Raw genomic sequence first — 19,266 nt, 5'->3', positions numbered from 1 at the left:
GCCAGTTCCACCATCTCACACCGTGCAGTCATGGTGGGGAGACCAACGTTGCCAACCTGGTGACCTTGTGTAACTACCACAACGGGGTTAATGACGACGATCCGAATGCGCCACCACGTCGCGGGCGCCTTACCCGCCAAGGCGGGACAATAGTCTGGCAGCCCCCGCAAACGCACTAGCCGTTAGGTCAACACCGCCTAACGGCGACTTCCAGCACCCCAAAACAAACCCAGCCCGCTTAGTCCAGGTTATGCGGGCTAATAGTCCGCATCCCCACATGTCCCTGAACACCGAAACTCCGCCAGCCCCCCAAGAAGAGAAGCTGACGGAGTTCTAGGCGCGGTGCCAAAAACTAGGCACCTATGCAACGAAAGTGCTTAGGCGGTGTAATCCTTCACCACGGAACCGTCGACGGGGATGCCGGGGCCGGAGGTGGTGGCGATGGTGGCCTTCTTGACGTAGATGCCCTTCGAAGAGGAGGGCTTCAGGCGCTGGATTTCATCCATGAGAGCGCCGTAGTTCTCGGCGAGCTTCTCAGCGTCGAAAGAAGCCTTACCAATGATGGCGTGCAGGTTGGAAGCCTTGTCCACGCGGAAGGAGATCTTGCCGCCCTTAACCTCGGTGACAGCCTTGGTGACGTCCGGGGTCACGGTGCCGGTCTTCGGGTTAGGCATCAGACCACGCGGGCCCAGCACGCGAGCAACGCGGCCGACCTTAGCCATCTGATCCGGGGTGGCGATAGCAACGTCGAAGTCGATGTTGCCCTCATTGATAGCCTCGATGAGTTCCTGGGTGCCCACGATGTCGGCGCCAGCAGCCTTAGCCTGCTCAGCCTTGTCGCCCTCGGCGAAGACTGCCACGCGGACGTTCTTGCCGGTGCCGTTAGGCAGGGAAACGGTGCCGCGGACCAGCTGGTCAGCCTTGCGGGGATCGACGCCGAGGCGGAAGACAGCTTCCACGGTGGCGTCGTAGTTCTTGGAGGAGGTCTCCTTGGCCAGCTTGACAGCCTCGGAAGGCTTGTACAGGCGGGACTTGTCAATCAGTTCAGCGGCGGCCTTGTAGGCCTTAGAGTTGGTGCTCATTTAGCAATTCCTTTACTCGGATTGGCGTGGTTTGAGCGGGCCGAAGCTGGCCCTACCACATGCAATTATTGTTATTTCGCCTTACTTGGCGGGGATTCCGTCCACGGTGATGCCCATGGAGCGAGCGGTACCGGCGATGATGCGTGCACCGTTGTCGATGTCGCGAGCGTTGAGGTCCTCGAACTTGGTCTGTGCAATCTCCTTGCACTGATCCCAGGTCACGGAGCCAACCTTCTCGGTGTGGGGAACGCCGGAACCCTTCTTGATGCCAGCGGCCTTAAGCAGGAGCTTGGCTGCAGGCGGGGTCTTTAGCTTGAAATCAAAGGAGCGATCCTCGTAGACCGTGATCTCAACCGGGACAACGCTGCCGCGCTGGCTCTCGGTGGCGGCGTTGTAGGCCTTGCAGAACTCCATGATGTTGACGCCATGGGCACCCAGTGCCGGGCCAACCGGGGGAGCCGGGTTAGCAGCGCCAGCCTCGATCTGCAGCTTGATGAAGCCAGTTACCTTCTTCTTCGGAGCCATCGAATTACCTCAATTCCTGTGGTACCAAGGACGCCACCACGATGAATAATGACGCCTTGTCCGGATGCTCGCCTTATGCGGGCCACCGGGGGGTGTGAAAATCTAAGTTACTGTGCGCATAAAAAAGACGCACGATGTTCCATGGTAGAACACCGTGCGCCCGAGGCAAAATCTGCCCTCAGCTGGCACTAGGGCGGCAGCCCTGCCGCCCTAGCAACGCAGCTATTAAGAAATGCGCTCGATCTCAGTGGGCGAAAGCTCGACGGGAGTCTCGCGGCCAAAGATGGAGACCAGACCTTGCATCTTGCCTGTCTCAGCATCAATCTCGGAGATGGTGGCAGAGACGGAAGCCAAGGGGCCGGACAAGATGGTGACGGCCTCGCCGACCTCGAAGTCGTGCGCATAAGTCTTGGCCACCTCCTTCTCCGGCATAGCAATAGCCTGCTCACCAGCGGCCTGGTTCTGGGCCGCCTCGCCGGCAGAGATGGTGTCATTGGGCATGAGGAACTTTGCCACGTCCCGAATCTTGACCGGGGTGGCGTTGCCTTCATTACCAACGAAGGAGGTAACGCCAGGAGTATCGCGCACAACGGACCAAGCGGCGTCGTTAAGCTCCATGCGGACCAAGACATAACCGGGAAGAAGCTTCTTCTTGACGATCTTCTTCTTGCCGTCCTTGCTCTCCTGCACCTGCTCGACGGGGACAACGACGTCGAAGATGGAATCCTCGACCTCGAGGGTCTGCGCACGCATGTCGAGGTTGGTCTTCACTTTGTTCTCGTAGCCGGAGTAGCACTGGATGATGTACCACTTGCCGGGCTGCTTCTTCAGCTCGCGAGTGAACTCACGCAGGCGACGGCGGTACTCGCCATCCTCATCAGATTCAGTGGTCTCAGCTACCTGAGCGTCTGTATTCTCGGCATCCGCGCTCTCATTTTCCGAAACGGGCTCTGCCCCTCCGAGAGCCTGCTCGGCAGCAGCGGTGGCCGCAGCAGCATCCTCAGTGCTCTCTGCTGCGGGTGCCTCTGGGGCTGCGGGAGCCTGTGCCTCATCCGCGGTAGTGGCCGCGTCCGTCAAAGACGGGTCAGTGGTCTCTACGGTCTCGACATTGTTTTCGTCGCTCATGATGTACTCCATCTCATCTCTTGCAGGCCTGCCTGCATTGACTGCGCTCTAGCCTACCTGCCCTAAGTTTGGGCAAAAAGTATCCCGCCGTTTCCTTAAGGAAATCAGCGGGATAAAAGCTTATGTACTACACCCTACTAAGGAGTGAGGACCTGCTCAACTCCGAGGCCGGTGAGGGTGTCTACGCCCCAGACCAAAGCGGTGAGCACGATAAGGAAAGCAAAAGTGATCAGTGTGTACTGAACCATTTCCTTGGAAGTGGGCCAGACCACCTTTTTAATCTCGGAAACCACTTGGCCTGGGAAACCAACTACGGTTCCGGCCGGGCCACCTTCAGACTTATCCTCAGCCCGAGGACTCTGCTTTGCAGAGTAGCTCTGAGTGGTGGTTGTTGCTGCACCAGAAAGTTGACGCTTACCGGTCGGGCGCGGGGCCCCCGACTTTTCCGGCTGCTGATCATCATTCACAGCTAACTCCTCCTTGAAGAATTTGGCAGGGGCGACAGGACTCGAACCTGCAACCTACGGTTTTGGAGACCGTTGCGCTACCAATTGCGCCACGCCCCTAAGCTTGCCACCTTAAAAAGACGGCAGGCTCAACCCTACCAGACCGACAATTTCAGAATGAAACAGCCAACCCAAAGGGCGGAGTTTGGTAATAAAAAAGCACCCGCAACACGGGCGCTTTTCTTTCCCGGTAGCGATGGCGAGAATTGAACTCGCGACACAGCGATTATGAGTCGCTTGCTCTACCACTGAGCTACACCGCCATATCGCTCAAGCCAGCGGCCATAATGGCCGGAGACGTGAACAGAGCCCCCTGACAGAATCGAACTGTCGACCTTTTCCTTACCATGGAAACGCTCTACCGACTGAGCTAAGGGGGCACAGCCTCTTTAGAGTTGCGGCTTTAACCGCTGTGCTCTCGTTGAAGCCTTGAAAATACTAACCCGATTCTGCTTAAGAGCACAAATCACGAGGTCATCACGGCAATATCCACTCAAGAAATGAGGTTTAAAGGAGAATGAAGGACCACGTTGGGAGCTAAGGCGCAGCAATGATCCAAGAAACCCCCACGGTCGAAACCGTGGGGGTTTTTTGTGCCAGGTAGAAGATTCGAACTTCTGAAGGCAATGCCGGCGGATTTACAGTCCGCTCCCTTTGGCCGCTCGGGCAACCTGGCAGGCACTTCTTGGTGCGAGTAAGTACTTTACTATGCAGCCGGGGGCTTAGTGCAAATCGGCTGGTTAGCCCACTCGGCTGACCGTAAAATCAGCCAGCTGACGCAGGGCCTGGCTGGCTGGAATCTCGGGGAGAACTGAGAGCTGTTCCTCAACGACGCGCAAGTAGGCGTGGACATCCGCCATCGCCTTATCGCGCCCGCCAGACTGACGCAGCAACTCTATAGCGCGCTCGACATCATCGTCCGTGTCGAGGGCGCCAGTCAAGAGCTCGCGCAGGCCGTCGCCCACCGCTCCTTCTTCTTCCAAGGCATAGAGCACTGGGAGCGTGAATACGCCCTCCCGCAAGTCTGTTCCTGGGGTTTTTCCAGAATGCCTCGGGTCACCGAAGATATCGATGATGTCATCGACGATTTGGAAGATCATGCCCACAGCGCCGCCAATTTGACGCAGCGCGGCGGCGTGTTCCGGGCTAGCGCCGGAATGATAGGCACCTAAGTACCCGGCTGAGGCGATGAGCACAGCCGTCTTCTCCCGGATGACCGCCGTGTAGTGGTCGATGGGATTGGCCTCACCAACGCCGATGGTCTCCCGCATCTGTCCTGTGACGAGCTCTTCGAAAGTATCCGCAAAGTGCGCCACCGTATGGGTATCAAGCTGGCTCATCAAACGTGAGGCGTGAGCCAGCAGGGCGTCTCCGGCGAGAATGGCCACGGAGTTGCTCCAGCGGGAATTGGCCGATTCGACGCCGCGGCGACGGTCTGCCTCATCCATAACGTCATCGTGATAAAGGGTAGCCACGTGAACCATTTCGACCACGGTGGCGGCTTTAATCACACGGGAGCCTTGTGGATGAGAGCCATATTCCGAGGCCAGAAGCGCCATCATGGGGCGGAAGCGTTTTCCGCCCGCAGCTGAGAGGTGGCTGACTTTTTCTTTCAAAAAGTCCTGCCCGCGGTCTATTTCTGATTGCAGCAATTGCTCTACTGCAGCCATGCCAGCGTTCACGCGCTCGCTTAGCCGCGGATCCCCCAGGTCCACGTTAGTGGCGTGAGTTCGGCCGTTGGTCATTAAAAGCGTTCCCTTTGACTCAAAAATGCGAGTGATAGTCGATTACTTACCGTAGCCGAAACCACGGACCTAAACACACTCGACGTATCTGTACCGTGTAATGATAGTCCTTATGCCGGAGCAGATCGATAACCCATCCACCTTCGACGTCGCTATCATCGGCGCCGGGCCGGCGGGCGCGGCCGCGGCCATCCATGCCGCGCGAGCAGGCTACGAGACACTGCTTGTCGACGGCGCACGTTTCCCCCGCGACAAAACCTGCGGGGATGGCCTCACCCCCCGCGCGATGCATCAGCTCGAGAAGCTGGACCTCGACGTCAACCCCAAATACCGCAGCCTGGGGCTAAAGCTCCACGGCTTTGGCGGTTCTGTCACCGCCCCGTGGCCGCAGACCTATCCAGTGCAGACTGGTACAGCCTTGCCACGGCTGCACTTTGACAACCTCGTTGTCGATGCCGCGCGTCAGGCCGGAGCCACGCTCTGGACGGGCACGCCCGCCACTGCGCCCGAGTTACGCGGCAACCGCATCGTGAGTTTCCGCGTCGGCGAGGCCGAGGTCCGCGCGAGGTGGATCATCGTGGCTGATGGCGTCCGTTCGACCTTCAGCAAGCAGCTGGGTCGCACCTGGCAAAAGGACGAGGTCTATGGCATCGCAGCTCGCAGCTACGCCACCTCCCCACACGCGGGTGAGCCCTGGCTGCACTCCCACGTTGAGTTGCAGGATGAGAAGGGCACAGTACAGCCGGGCTATGGCTGGATTTTTCCCTTGGGCGAGGAGCTTGGCCAGGTCAATATCGGCCTCGGGGCTTTGTCCACCGCACGCCGCCCCGCCAAGATAAACACCAAGAAGCTCCTGGAGCACTATGCCGAGCAACAGCGTCCTGAGTGGAAACTGGGGCCAATCGAGCATGTGGCCTCCGCCCTGCTGCCCATGGGAGGGGCGGTCACTAACGTCGCCGGCGCCAACTGGATGCTCATCGGGGACGCCGCGGCCTGCGTCAACCCGCTCAACGGCGAGGGCATCGACTACGGCCTTGAGACAGCTGCTCTCGCCGTAGAGTTACTCGGCCCCAAAGATTTCACTTTGGCCTGGCCTGACATACTGCGGGCACACTACGGACAGGCCTTCTTGCTGGCGCGCACGGCCGCGCGCCTTTTGACCTACCCGCAGTTCCTTCCCGTAGCCGGCCCACTGGCGCTGCGAGGTCCGGTGGGAAGAATCCTCATGCCCGCAGCCGCGCGCCTGATGGGGAACCTGGTGACTGAGGAAGACCGCGATCTCATCGCGCGTGCGTGGCGAATGGCCGGCGGTACAGTAGGTCGCCTGCGCTCCCATAGCCCCCTGTGGAGCACCGACTAGGCAGGCTTTATCGCCGAGTGCAGCGCCACGATCCCCAAGGTGAGGTTCTGCCAGCCAGCACCGCTCCACCCGTTACGGTTGATAGCAGCTGCTAGCTCTTCCTGCTCGGGCCAGGCCCTGATGGATTCCGCGAGGTAGATATAAGCCTCGGGGTTGGAGGAGACGAGCTTGGCCACCGGCGGAAGGAGCCGGGTGAGATACTCCTTGTATAGGGTTCCGAAGACTGGGACCACGGGCTTGGAAAACTCCGCCACGGCAAGCCTTCCGCCTGGTTTGGTAACCCGGGCCATCTCGCGCAATCCGAGCTCGAAGTCCTGAATATTGCGCAGGCCATAAGAAATGGTCACCGCGTCGAAGCTATTATCCGCAAAGGGAAGGTTCATCCCGTCCCCAGCCACCTTGGGAACATCACGCTCCGCGCCTGCGGCCAGCATGCCCTGCGAGAAGTCACAGGCCACGCACCACGCTCCGGACTTGGATAGCTCAACGGTAGACACCGCAGTTCCGGCCGCCAGATCGAGCACCTTCTCCCCCGGCTTTAGCCCCAAGCGCTCGCGGGTCATTCTGCGCCACCGACGGTCTTGGCCGAAGGAGAGCACGGTGTTTGTAATGTCGTACTTTGCCCCGACGGCGTCGAACATACGCGCAACATCGAATGGTTTCTTATCTAGATCAGCCTTAGACACAAGTAACTAGCTTATGCCACGCGGGCGCCCAAGGCACGCGCCGCCCACCGTGGGAGTTCGGGGTGCTGGCCCAGAATTGTCAGGGGCACGCGATTGGCCTCCTCCACAACCTCACGGTAATAGCCCATGAGCTGTTGACATAGCGCGTCCCACGTCTTGTCAAAAATGGAGGCGCGCGCGTTGATGCACAGCTCACGGTAGATCTCTGGGTCTAGGATTGCGTCCACTGCAAAGGGAAGATCCTCAACGAAGGTATCGACATCGAGTAAGAGCCCGTTGTGACCCTCCTCGATGAGGTCAATCGGGCCACCTGCCCGCGGGCCAATGGTGGGCACTCCTGAGGCCTGTGCCTCTTGGATGGCTTGGCAGAAAGTCTCAAACTCTCCGGCGTGGACGAATACGTCAAGGCTGGCATAGGCCTGCGCCAGTTCCTCTCCGCCGAGCGCGCCCACGAAGATGGCATCGGGCAGCTGCGCCTCCAGCAAGGGGCGCTCAGGGCCATCCCCGACGATGACCAGCTGCAGATCATCGCGGCCATTGAGCCCGCTGAGGCGGTGTACTCCCTTCTCCGCAGCCAAACGGCCAACGAAGCCGATGATCTTCTTCTTCCCAGTGGGATCCCAGCTCAGACGCAGCGCCTCCGAGCGCTTGGCGGGTTGGAAGCGCTGGGCATCCACCCCGCGGCCCCAGTGACGAACGTTCTTGATGCGGTGATCCTCAAGACTGTGGATGGTCATTGAGGAGGGAGCCAAGGTCATCTGGCAGGAGTTGTGGATAGTACGCATCCACTCCCATGCCCCATAGGCTAGGGCGGATAGGTGGTACTTGGTGGCAAAGCCAGCGATGTCGGTTTGATAGACGGCGACACAGGGAATGCGCAATTGTCTCGCGGCGAAAGCGCCGGCCGCGCCCAGGACGAAGGGGCTGGCCAGGTGAATTATGTCCGGCTTAAACTCCCGCAGGGCCTCATCTACGGCAAGGGTGGGCACCCCCACCGGCAGCGAATCGATGAGGGGAACCTTGACGGTGGGCACGCGCACGATGGGAAAGCCCAAATAGTCCGGGACCTCTTCTTGGTTCTCCCGCGCACCGGGTGCGATGACTATGGCCCCCTGCCCGGTACGGTACAGATGCTCCAGAATCCGCAGAACAGAATTGGAGACACCGTTGACGTTGGGGAGAAAAGACTCGGCCACAATCGCTACTCGCATACGTTCCATCATCTCCCAACCATGGCCACAAGGCGGTAACGCCTATGAAAAATCTCGGTTAACTTCCTGACTCCGCGCGGCGGGTGATGGCTCCCACAGACCACCACAGGGCGGCGGCTATCAAAGTCGATACTACCGCCGAAGATAAGGCGGGGATGATGGATAGAGTCCATTCCCTGCCCTCGACCTTCACTAGATCGGGGTTATCAAAGGCATAGTTGACCCACACCTGCTGCCCCTCACCCAAGCCGGTGGGATAGAGAAGTCCCGTGGGTGGCGAGTGATAGATTCCATCGGCGTCTTGGAAGTCCGCCGTGGTGCGCAGCCAGCCCACGTCACTGACGGTTGCCAACGCGCGCCCCATATTGGACTCGATGGCGCGGTCATTGAGCCAAGAGCCAATCATCATCCCAGCGCAACCCACCAACACCGCCATATAAAGAGCCAGGATCACCTGATAAAGGCGCCGACGATAGACGGCCGGGGTATAACGCGGCATGTCCACCGCCTGCGGATGCTCCCTCGCCGACACGAGACTAACTTCCCACCTTGGCCGCTAGAGCGGCGTTGAGCTTCCTGCGCGTGGCGCGGGTGGTGTGCGCCTCCACGATAGTGATTCCTGCCGAGAACTCCTTGACCTCGGCGAGAATATCGAGCAACTCCTGGGCATTATTGGCCTCGCGGTAGTCGGCGCCATAAGCCTGGGCCAACGCAGATATATCCGCATCATGCGGGGTGCCAAAGGCCTTGTCAAAGGAGGGCCGCAGAGCCTGCGCACCCTGCTCCAAGACCTCGAAAATCCCGCCACCGTTATCGTTGGCCACGACGATGGTGAGGTTTTCCGGCCGCGGATTATCCTCCGGGATGAGCAGCGATGAAGCATCGTAGACAAAGGTGACATCCCCGATGAGGGCAACGACCCGCGGCGCCCTCCACTCCGCCGCCTCGCGGGACTGGGTGGCAAGGGCCACCCCGATGGATTGGGCAACTGTGCCGTCGATGCCGGCGGCTCCGCGCGGCGAGTAGGTCTCTACGCCATCAAAGGGCAGGCCAATGAGCGAGGCATCGCGCACAGGATTAGAAGCGCCCAAGACCAGGGTGTCCTCCACCGCCAGGGTGTCTCCCACCGCGGCGGCCACGTGAAGACCGGTGAATCCTAGCTCCGGATCCTCCAGGGTCTCACGCACCGCATCTGCGGCCATGCGCGAGGCGCCCTGGCACACTTTGATCCATTCCCTGCTCGGCTCGCCCGTCGTGGCCACGGTGGTACCCAGCCGCGCGTTGTCGCCGCGCGGGTTGGTGAAGTCAGCGGTGCGAGAAAGCACAACCAGCTCGATATCAGGATCGCTGATTAAGGCCAGTACCCCGCGGTGCATGGTGGGATGGCCCACCACGATGACCTGCTGCGCCTTGGTGTTGACCACGTAATTATTGGCGGAGACCTGCTCAGTACGGAAGATGTGTGCCGCCGCTGGGTGCACCGGCAGATAGGGAGCGGGCGCAGTGGGCTCGGCGATGGTGGGCACGTCCTCCAAGCCGGGGACTTCCCAGGCCTCGTCACCGGCAATCACCAGCGTGTTCTTGGAAAGATCGATGGCTACCTGCCCGTGATTTACCCAGGCAGGAGTCGGCGCTTTGCGCAGGGTGCGATCGCTCGGGGTACTCGGAAGCTCCTCGTCGACCAAGGGGAGATCGAAGGCCACGTTGATGTGCACGGCGTTATCGGTGCAGAAGCGTTGCCCGATGAGCGCGACGTCCTCTGCCTGACTGATGTGGGTGGTCTGTGCAAAGACACCGAAGATCCCTTGCTGCTCAATGGTCTGGGAAGCACCCGTCCCCTGCAGCCTTTCCGGACGGTCGGCGCTGATGACGGCCAAGGGGGTGTGCGAATAGGAGGCCTCGACCATGGCCGGAAGCGTGTTGGCCACCGCCGTGCCAGAGGTGACTACTACGCCGACGTGGCGGCGCTGCACACGGGACATGCCCAGCGCGCAAAAAGCAGCGGAGCGTTCATCGATCCGCGAATGGACGCGGATGTCGGTGCGTGCCAGAAGGGCAAGGGACAACGGGGCATTACGCGATCCCGGGCAAATGATGACGTCTGTGAGGTGGCGCGCCAACTGGGCAGCCACCAATTCGGCCAGCTTCAGGGATTGACTCATGCCGACCCATCTTACTGAGGCCACTGGGGCTCTGGTGCTATTGCCCGCCGCCTGTGTTTTCAGAGCCAAAGAGATCATTGAGCAGGCCGTCGATCTCATCTCCGCCGGAATCAATGCGGTCCCTCAGCTCGCTGGGAAGCTCGCTCGGCAACTCCGAAGGCAGCTCGGAGGGGAAAGCCGGCGCTTCTTCGGTGTGAGTCTCCGTCACCGTGGTGGGCACCTGGGTGGTCATGGTCTGAGTAACCGGCGCCGGCGCGGGCTTATCCGCATCTGCCGCCGCGTTGCGCCACAGGAAGAACAGGGCTCCCGCTGCGACGACTGCCACCGCCGCAATCGCGGCAAATACGCCAGCCAAGCCCGCGCCGCCCCCGCTCTTCTTTTTCTTTCCCGGCGCGGATTCGAATTCTCCCGGTTCCTGCTCGTAGCCAGGCTGGGCATATCCCTGCTGCGAATAGCCCTGCTGCGGATACCCGGCCTGCGGCTCTGGGGCGTAGCGCTGCTCGCCAGGGCCGGGGAAGTACTGGCGGGGGCGCTGCTCGTCTGACCCGGAGTGACTCGGATTGGTATCAGAACTGGGACGCGAAGATGCCGGTCCAGCACCAAATACGCGAGTCTCGTCGCCCCCGAAGCCTCCGCCGGTCACTGGACCGATCTGACGGGTCTCATCATCGGAATAACCGCCGGAGTTGCCCCAAGTGTTCTTCTCGTCATCGCCGTAGCCGTTTTTAGTCATGCTCTTAGAAATACCCTAAACACCTTGGATCATGCACCCGGAAACCTAAAAAGAGATCACATGCGGCGAGCCAGGGCGCGCCCCGTGGGGGTATCGAGCGTGGCAATCTGCGCCGGAGTTCCTTCCGCGATGATGCGCCCACCGGCGGCGCCTGCCCCCGGGCCCATCTCTAACACGCGGTCCGCGGTGGAGATCATGTCCAGATCGTGTTCGACCACGATAACGGTGTTGCCAGACTCCAACAGACTATGTAGTTCGGCGTTGAGAACCGCGCTATCGGCCGGGTGCAGGCCCGAGGTGGGCTCGTCAAGGAGATATAGAGTGTGCCCACGCCGCGAGGTACGCGAGCGTTGCAGTTCGGTGGCAAGTTTAATGCGCTGGGCCTCCCCACCTGACAGCTCCGGGGCACCCTGACCTAAGCGCAAATATCCCAGGCCAACGGCCTGCAGCGTCTCTAGGGAACGAGAAACCGCCGGCTCCGCTGCGAATACTTCTGCTGCCTCATCCACGGTGAGGTCAAGAATGCGGTCTATGGAATACCCCTGCCAGGTCACCTCGAGCGTCTCCGGGTTATAGCGCTTGCCGTCGCAATCCGGGCAGCGCGTATAGGCACCGGGCAGGAACACCAGCTCGACCTCGATCTTGCCTGCGCCGCCGCAGGTAGGGCACTGCCCCTGCTTGACGTTATAGGAGAATCGAGAGACGCCCCACTTGCGGCGCCGCGCTTCGTCGGTGTGGGCGAAGAGCTTGCGCACGCCGTCGAAAAGCCCTGTGTAGGTGGCCAATGTGGAGCGCGGGGTCCGCCCAATGGGTTTCTGCGTAATCTGCACCAGCCGCGAGATATGCTCCAGTCCCTCCTGCTTGGCGACGCCCCATCCACCATCCTTGTTACTGCTCTCACCATGCTCGCGCACCAGGCCTGCGAGCACGGTGGAGACAAGCGTGGACTTACCCGAGCCGGAAAGCCCCGTCACTGCAGTGAACTGACCGAGGCCGAAGTCGACGTCGAGGCCTTCGATGCTGCGGCATTCCACCCCGCGCAGGCGCAGCGTGTGGGTGGCGGCAGTGGGCTGCGCCTTGGGGTGCAGCGTGCGGTGCAGCAGAGCCTTCCGCGTCGGGCTGTCAGTGTCGCCGGGTTTCTCAGCCAGGTACTCAGACACGGGCCCGGAGTAGAGGATCTCTCCCCCACGCTCGCCGGCGAACGGACCTACATCAACAATCCAGTCGGCGCGCGCCACCAGATCCATGTCGTGCTCGACCAGCAGAACGGAGTTGCCGCCCGCGATGAAATCGCGGCACAGGTCCACTACTGCGAAGCGCTCCTCCGGGTGGAGGCCTGCCGAGGGCTCGTCAAGGACATAGGTAACCCCGAAAAGCCCGGAGCGCAGCTGCGCCGCCAGCCGGATGCGCTGCAATTCTCCCGCGGAAAGGGAACTCGTGGGGCGGTCCAGGCTCAAGTGCCCCAGCCCTAAGTCCACGGCCGAGCGCAGAGCCGGGATAACCTGCTTGAGCAGCAGTGCCTCCGCGCTATTATCCTGCGGGCGTGGGCCTTGCACCAGCGCCAGTGCGCGTTCAAGGGACAGGGCATTGAAGGCGTCGATTGGCATGCCCAAATACGTCACCTTTAGCGCCGCCGGATTGAGCCTGCGACCGTGGCAGACCGGGCACTCGTGGGTCTCTAAAAATTGGAGCGTGCGCCGACGCAGAGTATCCGAGTTCGTCTCCGCGAGAGTCTTGGTCAGATAGCTCGCCACCGAACGCCACGTGCCCTTATAGTTGCGCTGAATCTGGTCCGCGCCGCGATGCGGCTTGACGGTGACCACTGGGCGCTCATCGGTGAAAAGAATCCATTCGCGCTGCTTGGCCGGCAAATCCTTCCACGGAACCTGCAAATCGTAGCCCAAAGCCTGCAGGATATCGTGGAAGTTCTTCCCCGCCCAGGCCCCCGGCCAGGCGGCGATTGCGCCCTCGTCGATACTCAGCTGTGGATCGGGCACCATCGAGGATTCCGTGGGGATGTGCACGACTCCTGTGCCCTGGCAGCGCGGGCACATTCCCTCCGGCGTATTGGGAGAAAAGCAGTCCGAGTCCAGCCCTTGGGGGTTGTCCCCGGCGCGCGAAAAGAGCAGCCGCACGGAGTTCGATATGGCAGAGACGGTTCCCACGGTCGAGCGCGCCCCGCCTGCCGACGCCGTCTGTTGCAGCGCCACCGTGGGCGGCAAGCCGGCAATGCCACCTACCTGCGGGTCCACGGCGGAGCCGATGAGGCGACGCGCAAAAGGCGCCACCGATTCTAGGTAGCGACGCTGGCCCTCCCCGTGGATGGTTCCAAAGGCCAGGGAGGACTTCCCCGAGCCCGAAACCCCGGTCACGGCAACCAGGCGCCCCCGCGGCATGGCAACGTCAACGTGGCGCAGGTTATGCAGGTGGGCATCGTGGACTTTGATCATGCCGGATTCAGTCATGTTCCCCACCGTAGTATCAGGCGCTATCCTCGTGAGTCTTCGCGGGCTTCGAGCACATCCCAGCACTCGCGCACGCGCTCAAGCCACCAGTCCCGGCGCGCGGCAGGGGCTGCCAACGCTGATAGGCGTGCGGGATCAGGCGCCAGAATCTCTAGCGGGAGGTGCCCGTCGACGATCTGGCGCGGGGCGGTGACGTCCTCGAGAAAGAGCGAGCCCGTGGCCAGGCCGGCGGCAGCCGGGGTGACGTCGATATCTTCGTCATCGTAGATCTTCGGCAGCGCGCCAACGGTGGCCAGCCCCATGCCGATTCCAATGGAGGTATCCAGCGCCGAAGCCACCGTGATGTCCATGTGGCGCTCGCGCAGGTGCTGCGCTAGGTCTAGGACACGGCGCACTCCGCCCAAAGGCGCGGGCTTGAGTACCGCAACATCCGCCGCCTTAAGCTGCGCCACGCGGTAGGGATCACTTACCTTGCGAATGGACTCATCCGCCGCGACGCGCACAAAGAGCCCGGCGCGCATGAGCTGCTGGCGCACCTGCGCCAACTCCTCCACCGTGGCGCAAGGCTGCTCCAGGTAGTCCAGGGGCATCAAGGCCTTGGCTGCGGCAACAGCCTCCTCAACGCTCCAGCCGCCATTAGCATCGACGCGCAGCACCGGCACCTTGCCGCTGGCCGCGACGTATTCGCGCACGGCATCGACGCGCGCGACATCCTCTGCCAAGCTCTGCCCCGGCTCCGCCACCTTGATCTTGAAGGTGCGGCAACCCGGATAGCGCTGCATGACGTCGACGACCTCACTGGCAGGAACTGCCGGGATGGTGCCATTGACCTCGATGGAATCACGTACCGGCTCCGGAAAGCCCTCTACTGCAGCCTCCAGCCCCGCAGCCAACCACGGCGCGGATTCCTTGGCCCCGTACTCCAGGAAGGGGGAGAACTCGCCCCATCCGGCCGGGCCTTCGATAAGCAGCGCCTCGCGGGTGGTGATCCCGCGGAACTTCACCGCCAGCGGCAAAGCAACAACGTGGGAGCGCTCCCGTACTTCTTCTAGATTCATGAGGGCTAGCTTAATGCTTATGCTCCTCCGCAACCCGCGGCGGGTACTACTGTATTAACCCATGAGCGAACACCAGAAGTACAGCACTGCTAACCCGTTCCGCCCCAAGTTGTGGAACGCCGTTCCCGGCTTCGAGGATCTCACGGACATTACCTACCACCGCCTGACGGAACCGGGCCGCGCCGGCGGTATCGTGCGCATCGCCTTCGATCGCCCCGAGGTGCGCAATGCCTTCCGCCCACACACCGTCGACGAGCTCTACCGCGTCCTCGACCACGCCCGCCGCACCCCCGACGTGGGAACGGTGCTGCTGACCGGCAACGGCCCCTCTGCAAAGGACGGCGGCTGGGCCTTTTGCTCCGGCGGGGATCAACGCATCCGCGGCCGCTCCGGCTACCGCTATGCCACCTCGCATGCCCACGATGATGCGGTGGCCGATGAGAGCACCGTCGATGCCGCCCGCGAGAAAGTGGAGGGTGGGCGCCTGCACATCCTCGAGGTCCAGCGCCTCATCCGCACCATGCCCAAGATCGTCATCGCCGTGGTCAATGGCTGGGCTGCCGGCGGCGGGCACTCCCTGCACGTGGTCTGCGATCTCACCATCGCCTCACGTCAAGAGGCCCGCTTCAAGCAGACCGACGCCGACGTTGGCTCCTTCGACGCCGGCTATGGCTCCGCCTACCTCGCCAAGATGGTGGGTCAGAAATACGCCCGCGAGATCTTCTTCCTCGGCCGCACCTACAACGCCGAGCGCATGCAGCAGATGGGCGCAGTCAACGAGGTTGTCGATCACGGCGACCTCGAGGACGCCGCTATACAGATGGGAAGGGAAATCAACACCAAGTCCCCCACCGCCCAGCGCATGCTCAAGTTCGCTTTCAACCTCACCGACGACGGCCTCATGGGCCAGCAAGTCTTCGCCGGCGAGGCCACCCGCCTGGCCTATATGACCGACGAAGCCGTCGAGGGCAAAGAGGCCTTCCTGGAAAAGCGCGCGCCCAACTGGGACGAGTTTCCTTACTACTACTAGGTTAATGAAAGAAAGCTCACCCATAGCCAAAGGTCTCCGAAACAAACTGACCCGGCTGAATACAATCGCTTCGTATGAAGCTACCCACTTTTCTCAGGTTTTCTCTGAGTTCGCTAGACGGAAGCTAATGGTTGAGTTAACATTCTTTCGAGAACTGAACCTCAGTAAACTATCGGCTCGATTTCGATAGTGAATGCTCCGGCCGACACCCCAGGGTGTCGGTTTTTTCATACCAAAGGAACCCCTACCTTGTCTCCTTCTACCTCTCTCCGTTACCGCGTCGGTATTGACGTCGGTTCGTACTCTCTCGGTTGCGCAGCCATCGCTATCGACGAGGATGACTACCCCGTAGAAATTCTCAGCGCGACGTCCCTAATCCACGATTCAGGCGTCGACCCAGATCAACAGAAAAGCGCTGTTACCCGGCTCGCCTCCTCTGGGATAGCACGCAGAACTCGCCGCTTGTATCGTAAGCGCCGCCATCGGGTTATCAAGCTAGAGAAGTTTCTAGATGCTCAAGGGTGGATCACTGAACCCTTCGAGTCTTACCCTGACTCCTATCTCCCATGGAAAGCCCGCGTAGAGCTGGTCAACGGGCTCATCAAAGATCCAGCGGAACGCGGCGAAAAGCTATCCATCGCTTTTCGCCACATTGCAAACCACCGCGGATGGCGTAACCCTTATAAAAAGACCACTTCTCTGTATAACCCTGGGCCGCCGAGTGACGCGTTTGTACAAATTCGTGAAGATCTGGAGGCTAGAACTGGTAAGAAAATTCCAGAAAATGCCACGGTAGGACAGCTTATTGCTTTCGCAGATCTGGGTAGCGATCGCCTCCGCGGCGGAGGTAAAAACAAAGATAAGGCAAAAGAAAAGGCAGGCCGAGAAGGCGAGATAAAGCACGCAGTCATCTCAGCTCGCCTTCAACAGGTGGATCATGCCAGGGAGATCAATGAGATATGCAAGACACAGAATCTGTCGGATGAATTGCGAAAGAAGCTGCTTGATCTTGTATTCGCCGCTGAATCACCCAAGGGCGCGCAATCTGGCCGAGTAGGAAAAGATCCGCTGCAACCGAGTAAGGACCGCGCGCTAAAAGCTTCAAATTCTTTTCAGCGGTATCGAATTGCAGCTCTAACCGGAAATCTTCGCATTCGCAATGGCCAGGCCAAAGAGCAGCTAAGCGCGGAGCAACGGCTTTTGGTCTTCGATTATTTGGTCAACCTCGATGCAAATAAGGAAGCTAGCTGGCTGGCTATCTCTGATCTACTGCAGATTGATCGCGGCAATCTGCTGGGAACAGCAACCATGACAAATGATGGCGAACGGGCAGGCGCTCGCCCACCTGTTCATGACACCAATCGAACCATCTTGAGCTGCAAAGTAAAAGCACTCGCAAACTGGTGGAAAACTGCGAACGAGGCAGCGCGGTCCGCAATGCTAAAGGCACTGTCGAATGCAGAAGTTGATGACCATGATTCACCTGAAGGCGCACTGGTACAAGCTTTCTTCGCCGAGCTCGATGAGACCGAACAGGAAAAGCTCGATTCTTTGCATCTGCCAATGGGGCGAGCCGCATACAGCGCAGACACACTAGATCGCCTTACGAAGAGGATGCTCGACGATAACGTCGATCTTCATAATGCGCAGAGAATTGAGTTCGACATACCGGAGGATTGGGCCCCACCGGCACCGAAGATTGGTGAGCCGGTTGGTAACCCTGCCGTCGATCGCGTGTTGAAAGGCGTCGCTCGATGGCTAGAAGCTGCTGCCGATGAGTGGGGCGCCCCGCAATCCATCGTCATCGAACACGTCCGTGATGGGTTCATCAGTAAATCAAAAGCAACAGAACTCGACAGGGAAAACAACCGCAGGGCCACACGCAATCGCAAACTCTTCACCGAGATGCAAGAGATCCTAGGAATCGATGGACATTTCCGGCGCTCCGATTTATGGCGTTATCAATCCGTGCGGCGCCAAAACTGTCAATGCGCTTACTGCGGCGGAAAGATTACCTACGCTAGCTGCGAAATGGACCATATTGTTCCCCGTGCTGGCGAGGGATCCACTAACACTAGAGAGAACTTAGTGGCGGTTTGTCATCGCTGCAATCTTTCAAAGAAGAACACACCGTTTGCTCTTTGGGCCGAAAAATCAACGATTCCGGGAGTTAGCGTCAAGGAGGCCTTGGAGCGCACCCGCCATTGGGTCGAAGACTCGGAAATCACCAAGAAGCAGTTCAACGACTTCCGCAACGCGGTTTGTCAAAGGTTCCGGCGGACTTCATTGGATGAGCCTATCGATGCTCGTTCAATGGAATCCGTGGCATGGATGGCCAACGAGCTTCGCAGCCGTATAGCGCAACGTTTCGCCGATGAAGAAACATCCGTCGCAGTCTATCGCGGACAGATCACAGCCGAGGCGAGAAAAGCCTCCGGAATCTCTGACAAGCTCCAGTTCATCGACGGAACAGGAAAGTCGCGTTTAGATCGCAGACACCATGCAATTGATGCTGCTGTTGTGGCTTTCGTGCGTAACTTCATCGCAGAAACCCTCGCCATTCGAGGTAATAAGCGTGATTCCTCACGAATCACCAATGGGACTTACCAATGGAAGGAGTTTACAGGTAGCGATGCAGCCCATCGCGCTGCGTGGAACGCCTGGCTCCCACGGATGCAGCGCCTTGCTGCGCTTCTCCAAAGAGCACTACAAGAAGACCGGATACCAGTAACTTCAAATCTCCGCCTGCGCCTTGGAAATGGGCGGGCGCACGAAGACAGCATAGGAAAACTATCTAAGTTGCGCGTTGGCGATGAAATCTCAGCACGCGACATTGATCGCGCATCTTCCGAAGCTCTCTGGTGCGCGCTTACCAGAGCTCATGATTTTGACCCCAAACATGGCCTTCCTGAGAATCCCGACCGCAAGATTCGCATTCACGGGTCTTGGTACGATGCGGATGATGAGATTGAAGTTTTTCCTGTTGCTGCAGGTGCAATAAAAGTCCGCGGCGGGTATGCCGAACTCAACAGATTCCACCACGCCCGAATTTACCGCATCACATCAGGTAAGAGACCGGTTTATGCGATGCTTCGCGTCTACAACATCGACCTTGCCAAGCACCGAGACTCCGACCTTTTCAATGTGGAGATCAAGCCGCAAACCATCTCAATGCGGCAGGCAGAGCCGAAATTGCGGAAGGCTCTCGCTGAAGGACATGCCGAGTATCTTGGTTGGGTAGTCAGCAATGATGAGTTGATTATCGATACTTTCTCTTTCACCACTGGTCAGATTGCTGGGATGCAGCAGGAGCTTGGAATACAGAAGCGATGGCGATTAGAAGGTTTCGACTCCAACGCGAAAGTTCGCCTTCGTCCCCTTCTCATGAGCGCTGAAGGCCTCCCGAAAGAAGCCTCCAAGGATTCCGTCAGCATCCTAACCAAAACTTGGAGAGTATCGATCAACAAACTGCTTTCAAAGGGTTGTGTCTCTGTTATTCGGAGGGACTCTCTCGGTCGCGTCCGACTAACTAGTGCGGCGCATCTGCCAGTCTCGTGTGGGCTTGCCCGCAAATCGTG

The 19,266-nt window shown here is 59.9% G+C and carries 16 protein-coding genes and 4 tRNA genes; 4 read left to right on the top strand and 16 right to left on the bottom strand.

The features are described from left to right. Nucleotides 1–179: HNH endonuclease (locus B2696_RS03060; protein WP_349679250.1), on the top strand; the 179-nt coding region annotated here is incomplete at its 5' end. 198 nt (nucleotides 180–377) lie between these two features. Here B2696_RS03060 and rplA read toward each other — a convergent pair. The 9 genes from rplA to B2696_RS03015 all read right to left on the bottom strand — a co-directional run bounded on the left by rplA (nucleotide 378) and on the right by B2696_RS03015 (nucleotide 4,983). Further along, entirely contained in the window at nucleotides 378–1,082 is a 705-nt protein-coding gene (gene rplA, locus B2696_RS03055) for a 50S ribosomal protein L1 (RefSeq protein WP_286953833.1), read from the bottom strand. 81 nt (nucleotides 1,083–1,163) lie between these two features. Next, the gene (gene rplK, locus B2696_RS03050; RefSeq protein WP_075729080.1) at nucleotides 1,164–1,607 is read right to left on the bottom strand and encodes a 50S ribosomal protein L11; all 444 of its coding nucleotides are present in this window, start codon (nucleotides 1,605–1,607) and stop codon (nucleotides 1,164–1,166) included. A gap of 225 nt (nucleotides 1,608–1,832) precedes the next feature. After that, entirely contained in the window at nucleotides 1,833–2,732 is a 900-nt protein-coding gene (gene nusG / locus B2696_RS03045; protein ID WP_286953832.1) for a transcription termination/antitermination protein NusG, read from the bottom strand. 137 nt (nucleotides 2,733–2,869) lie between these two features. After that, nucleotides 2,870–3,199 (bottom strand): preprotein translocase subunit SecE, encoded by a 330-nt coding sequence (gene secE, locus B2696_RS03040; RefSeq protein WP_276623189.1) that lies wholly within the window; start codon nucleotides 3,197–3,199, stop codon nucleotides 2,870–2,872. Nucleotides 3,200–3,222: 23 nt separating this feature from the next. Further along, a tRNA-Trp gene (locus B2696_RS03035) sits at nucleotides 3,223–3,298 on the bottom strand. Nucleotides 3,299–3,429: 131 nt separating this feature from the next. Continuing rightward, nucleotides 3,430–3,501 (bottom strand) — tRNA-Met (locus B2696_RS03030). Between the two features lie 44 nt (nucleotides 3,502–3,545). After that, a tRNA-Thr gene (locus tag B2696_RS03025) sits at nucleotides 3,546–3,618 on the bottom strand. A gap of 214 nt (nucleotides 3,619–3,832) precedes the next feature. Then, nucleotides 3,833–3,914: transfer RNA gene (locus B2696_RS03020), tRNA-Tyr, on the bottom strand. 64 nt (nucleotides 3,915–3,978) lie between these two features. Next, on the bottom strand, nucleotides 3,979–4,983 hold the full coding sequence (locus tag B2696_RS03015; protein ID WP_286953831.1) for a polyprenyl synthetase family protein: 1,005 nt from the start codon (nucleotides 4,981–4,983) through the stop codon (nucleotides 3,979–3,981). A 100-nt stretch (nucleotides 4,984–5,083) separates the two neighbouring features. Between B2696_RS03015 and B2696_RS03010 the strand changes: the two genes are divergently transcribed. After that, complete coding sequence (locus B2696_RS03010; protein WP_286953830.1) at nucleotides 5,084–6,343, top strand: geranylgeranyl reductase family protein; 1,260 nt, start codon at nucleotides 5,084–5,086, stop codon at nucleotides 6,341–6,343. Here the strand turns inward: B2696_RS03010 and B2696_RS03005 are convergent. Genes B2696_RS03005 through B2696_RS02975 form a run of 7 tightly spaced genes read right to left on the bottom strand, consistent with a single transcriptional unit; the run spans nucleotide 6,340 to nucleotide 14,658 of the window. Beyond that, complete coding sequence (locus B2696_RS03005; RefSeq protein ID WP_075729075.1) at nucleotides 6,340–7,029, bottom strand: demethylmenaquinone methyltransferase; 690 nt, start codon at nucleotides 7,027–7,029, stop codon at nucleotides 6,340–6,342. The two genes, B2696_RS03010 and B2696_RS03005, sit on opposite strands and share 4 nt — an antisense overlap. An 11-nt stretch (nucleotides 7,030–7,040) precedes the next feature. After that, a complete protein-coding gene (locus B2696_RS03000; RefSeq protein WP_075729074.1) occupies nucleotides 7,041–8,240 on the bottom strand; it encodes a glycosyltransferase family 4 protein in 1,200 nt (399 codons plus the stop codon). 58 nt (nucleotides 8,241–8,298) lie between these two features. Continuing rightward, entirely contained in the window at nucleotides 8,299–8,739 is a 441-nt protein-coding gene (locus B2696_RS02995; protein ID WP_075730982.1) for a DUF3592 domain-containing protein, read from the bottom strand. Nucleotides 8,740–8,776: 37 nt separating this feature from the next. Beyond that, nucleotides 8,777–10,402, bottom strand: coding sequence for a 2-succinyl-5-enolpyruvyl-6-hydroxy-3-cyclohexene-1-carboxylic-acid synthase (gene menD / locus B2696_RS02990; protein WP_286953829.1), 1,626 nt, complete (start codon nucleotides 10,400–10,402; stop codon nucleotides 8,777–8,779). Between the two features lie 37 nt (nucleotides 10,403–10,439). Next, nucleotides 10,440–11,135 carry a hypothetical protein gene (locus B2696_RS02985; RefSeq protein WP_286953827.1) on the bottom strand — a complete coding sequence of 232 codons (696 nt, stop codon included), beginning with the start codon at nucleotides 11,133–11,135 and terminating at the stop codon, nucleotides 10,440–10,442. Nucleotides 11,136–11,191: 56 nt separating this feature from the next. After that, nucleotides 11,192–13,600 carry an excinuclease ABC subunit UvrA gene (locus B2696_RS02980; RefSeq protein WP_286953826.1) on the bottom strand — a complete coding sequence of 803 codons (2,409 nt, stop codon included), beginning with the start codon at nucleotides 13,598–13,600 and terminating at the stop codon, nucleotides 11,192–11,194. A gap of 23 nt (nucleotides 13,601–13,623) precedes the next feature. Then, nucleotides 13,624–14,658 carry an o-succinylbenzoate synthase gene (locus B2696_RS02975; protein ID WP_286953825.1) on the bottom strand — a complete coding sequence of 345 codons (1,035 nt, stop codon included), beginning with the start codon at nucleotides 14,656–14,658 and terminating at the stop codon, nucleotides 13,624–13,626. 61 nt (nucleotides 14,659–14,719) lie between these two features. Here B2696_RS02975 and B2696_RS02970 point away from each other — a divergent pair, with 61 nt between their 5' ends. Beyond that, nucleotides 14,720–15,688, top strand: a complete 969-nt coding sequence (locus B2696_RS02970; RefSeq protein WP_075729070.1) for a 1,4-dihydroxy-2-naphthoyl-CoA synthase — start codon at nucleotides 14,720–14,722, stop codon at nucleotides 15,686–15,688. A 249-nt stretch (nucleotides 15,689–15,937) separates the two neighbouring features. Next, the coding region (gene cas9 / locus B2696_RS02965) for a type II CRISPR RNA-guided endonuclease Cas9 (RefSeq protein ID WP_286953824.1) at nucleotides 15,938–19,266 on the top strand (3,329 nt) is incomplete at its 3' end.

The organism is Corynebacterium sp. UBA4397, from assembly GCF_002390965.1.
GTDB lineage: Bacteria > Actinomycetota > Actinomycetes > Mycobacteriales > Mycobacteriaceae > Corynebacterium > Corynebacterium flavescens.
The sequence above is the reverse complement of the archived record's forward strand: the minus strand, read 5'-3'. Positions and strand labels throughout refer to the sequence as shown.

Bases quoted from the DNA above. Each gene is read 5' to 3' on its own strand.
- rplK (WP_075729080.1), bottom strand. From the start codon at position 1,607: ATGGCTCCGAAGAAGAAGGTAACTGGCTTCATCAAGCTGCAGATCGAG.
- B2696_RS03000 (WP_075729074.1), bottom strand. From the start codon at position 8,240: ATGCGAGTAGCGATTGTGGCCGAGTCTTTTCTCCCCAACGTCAACGGT.
- menD (WP_286953829.1), bottom strand. From the start codon at position 10,402: ATGAGTCAATCCCTGAAGCTGGCCGAATTGGTGGCTGCCCAGTTGGCG.
- B2696_RS02985 (WP_286953827.1), bottom strand. From the start codon at position 11,135: ATGACTAAAAACGGCTACGGCGATGACGAGAAGAACACTTGGGGCAAC.
- nusG (WP_286953832.1), bottom strand. From the start codon at position 2,732: ATGAGCGACGAAAACAATGTCGAGACCGTAGAGACCACTGACCCGTCT.
- B2696_RS03015 (WP_286953831.1), bottom strand. From the start codon at position 4,983: ATGACCAACGGCCGAACTCACGCCACTAACGTGGACCTGGGGGATCCG.
- B2696_RS02980 (WP_286953826.1), bottom strand. From the start codon at position 13,600: ATGACTGAATCCGGCATGATCAAAGTCCACGATGCCCACCTGCATAAC.
- rplA (WP_286953833.1), bottom strand. From the start codon at position 1,082: ATGAGCACCAACTCTAAGGCCTACAAGGCCGCCGCTGAACTGATTGAC.
- B2696_RS02995 (WP_075730982.1), bottom strand. From the start codon at position 8,739: ATGCCGCGTTATACCCCGGCCGTCTATCGTCGGCGCCTTTATCAGGTG.
- B2696_RS03010 (WP_286953830.1), top strand. From the start codon at position 5,084: ATGATAGTCCTTATGCCGGAGCAGATCGATAACCCATCCACCTTCGAC.
- B2696_RS02975 (WP_286953825.1), bottom strand. From the start codon at position 14,658: ATGAATCTAGAAGAAGTACGGGAGCGCTCCCACGTTGTTGCTTTGCCG.
- B2696_RS02970 (WP_075729070.1), top strand. From the start codon at position 14,720: ATGAGCGAACACCAGAAGTACAGCACTGCTAACCCGTTCCGCCCCAAG.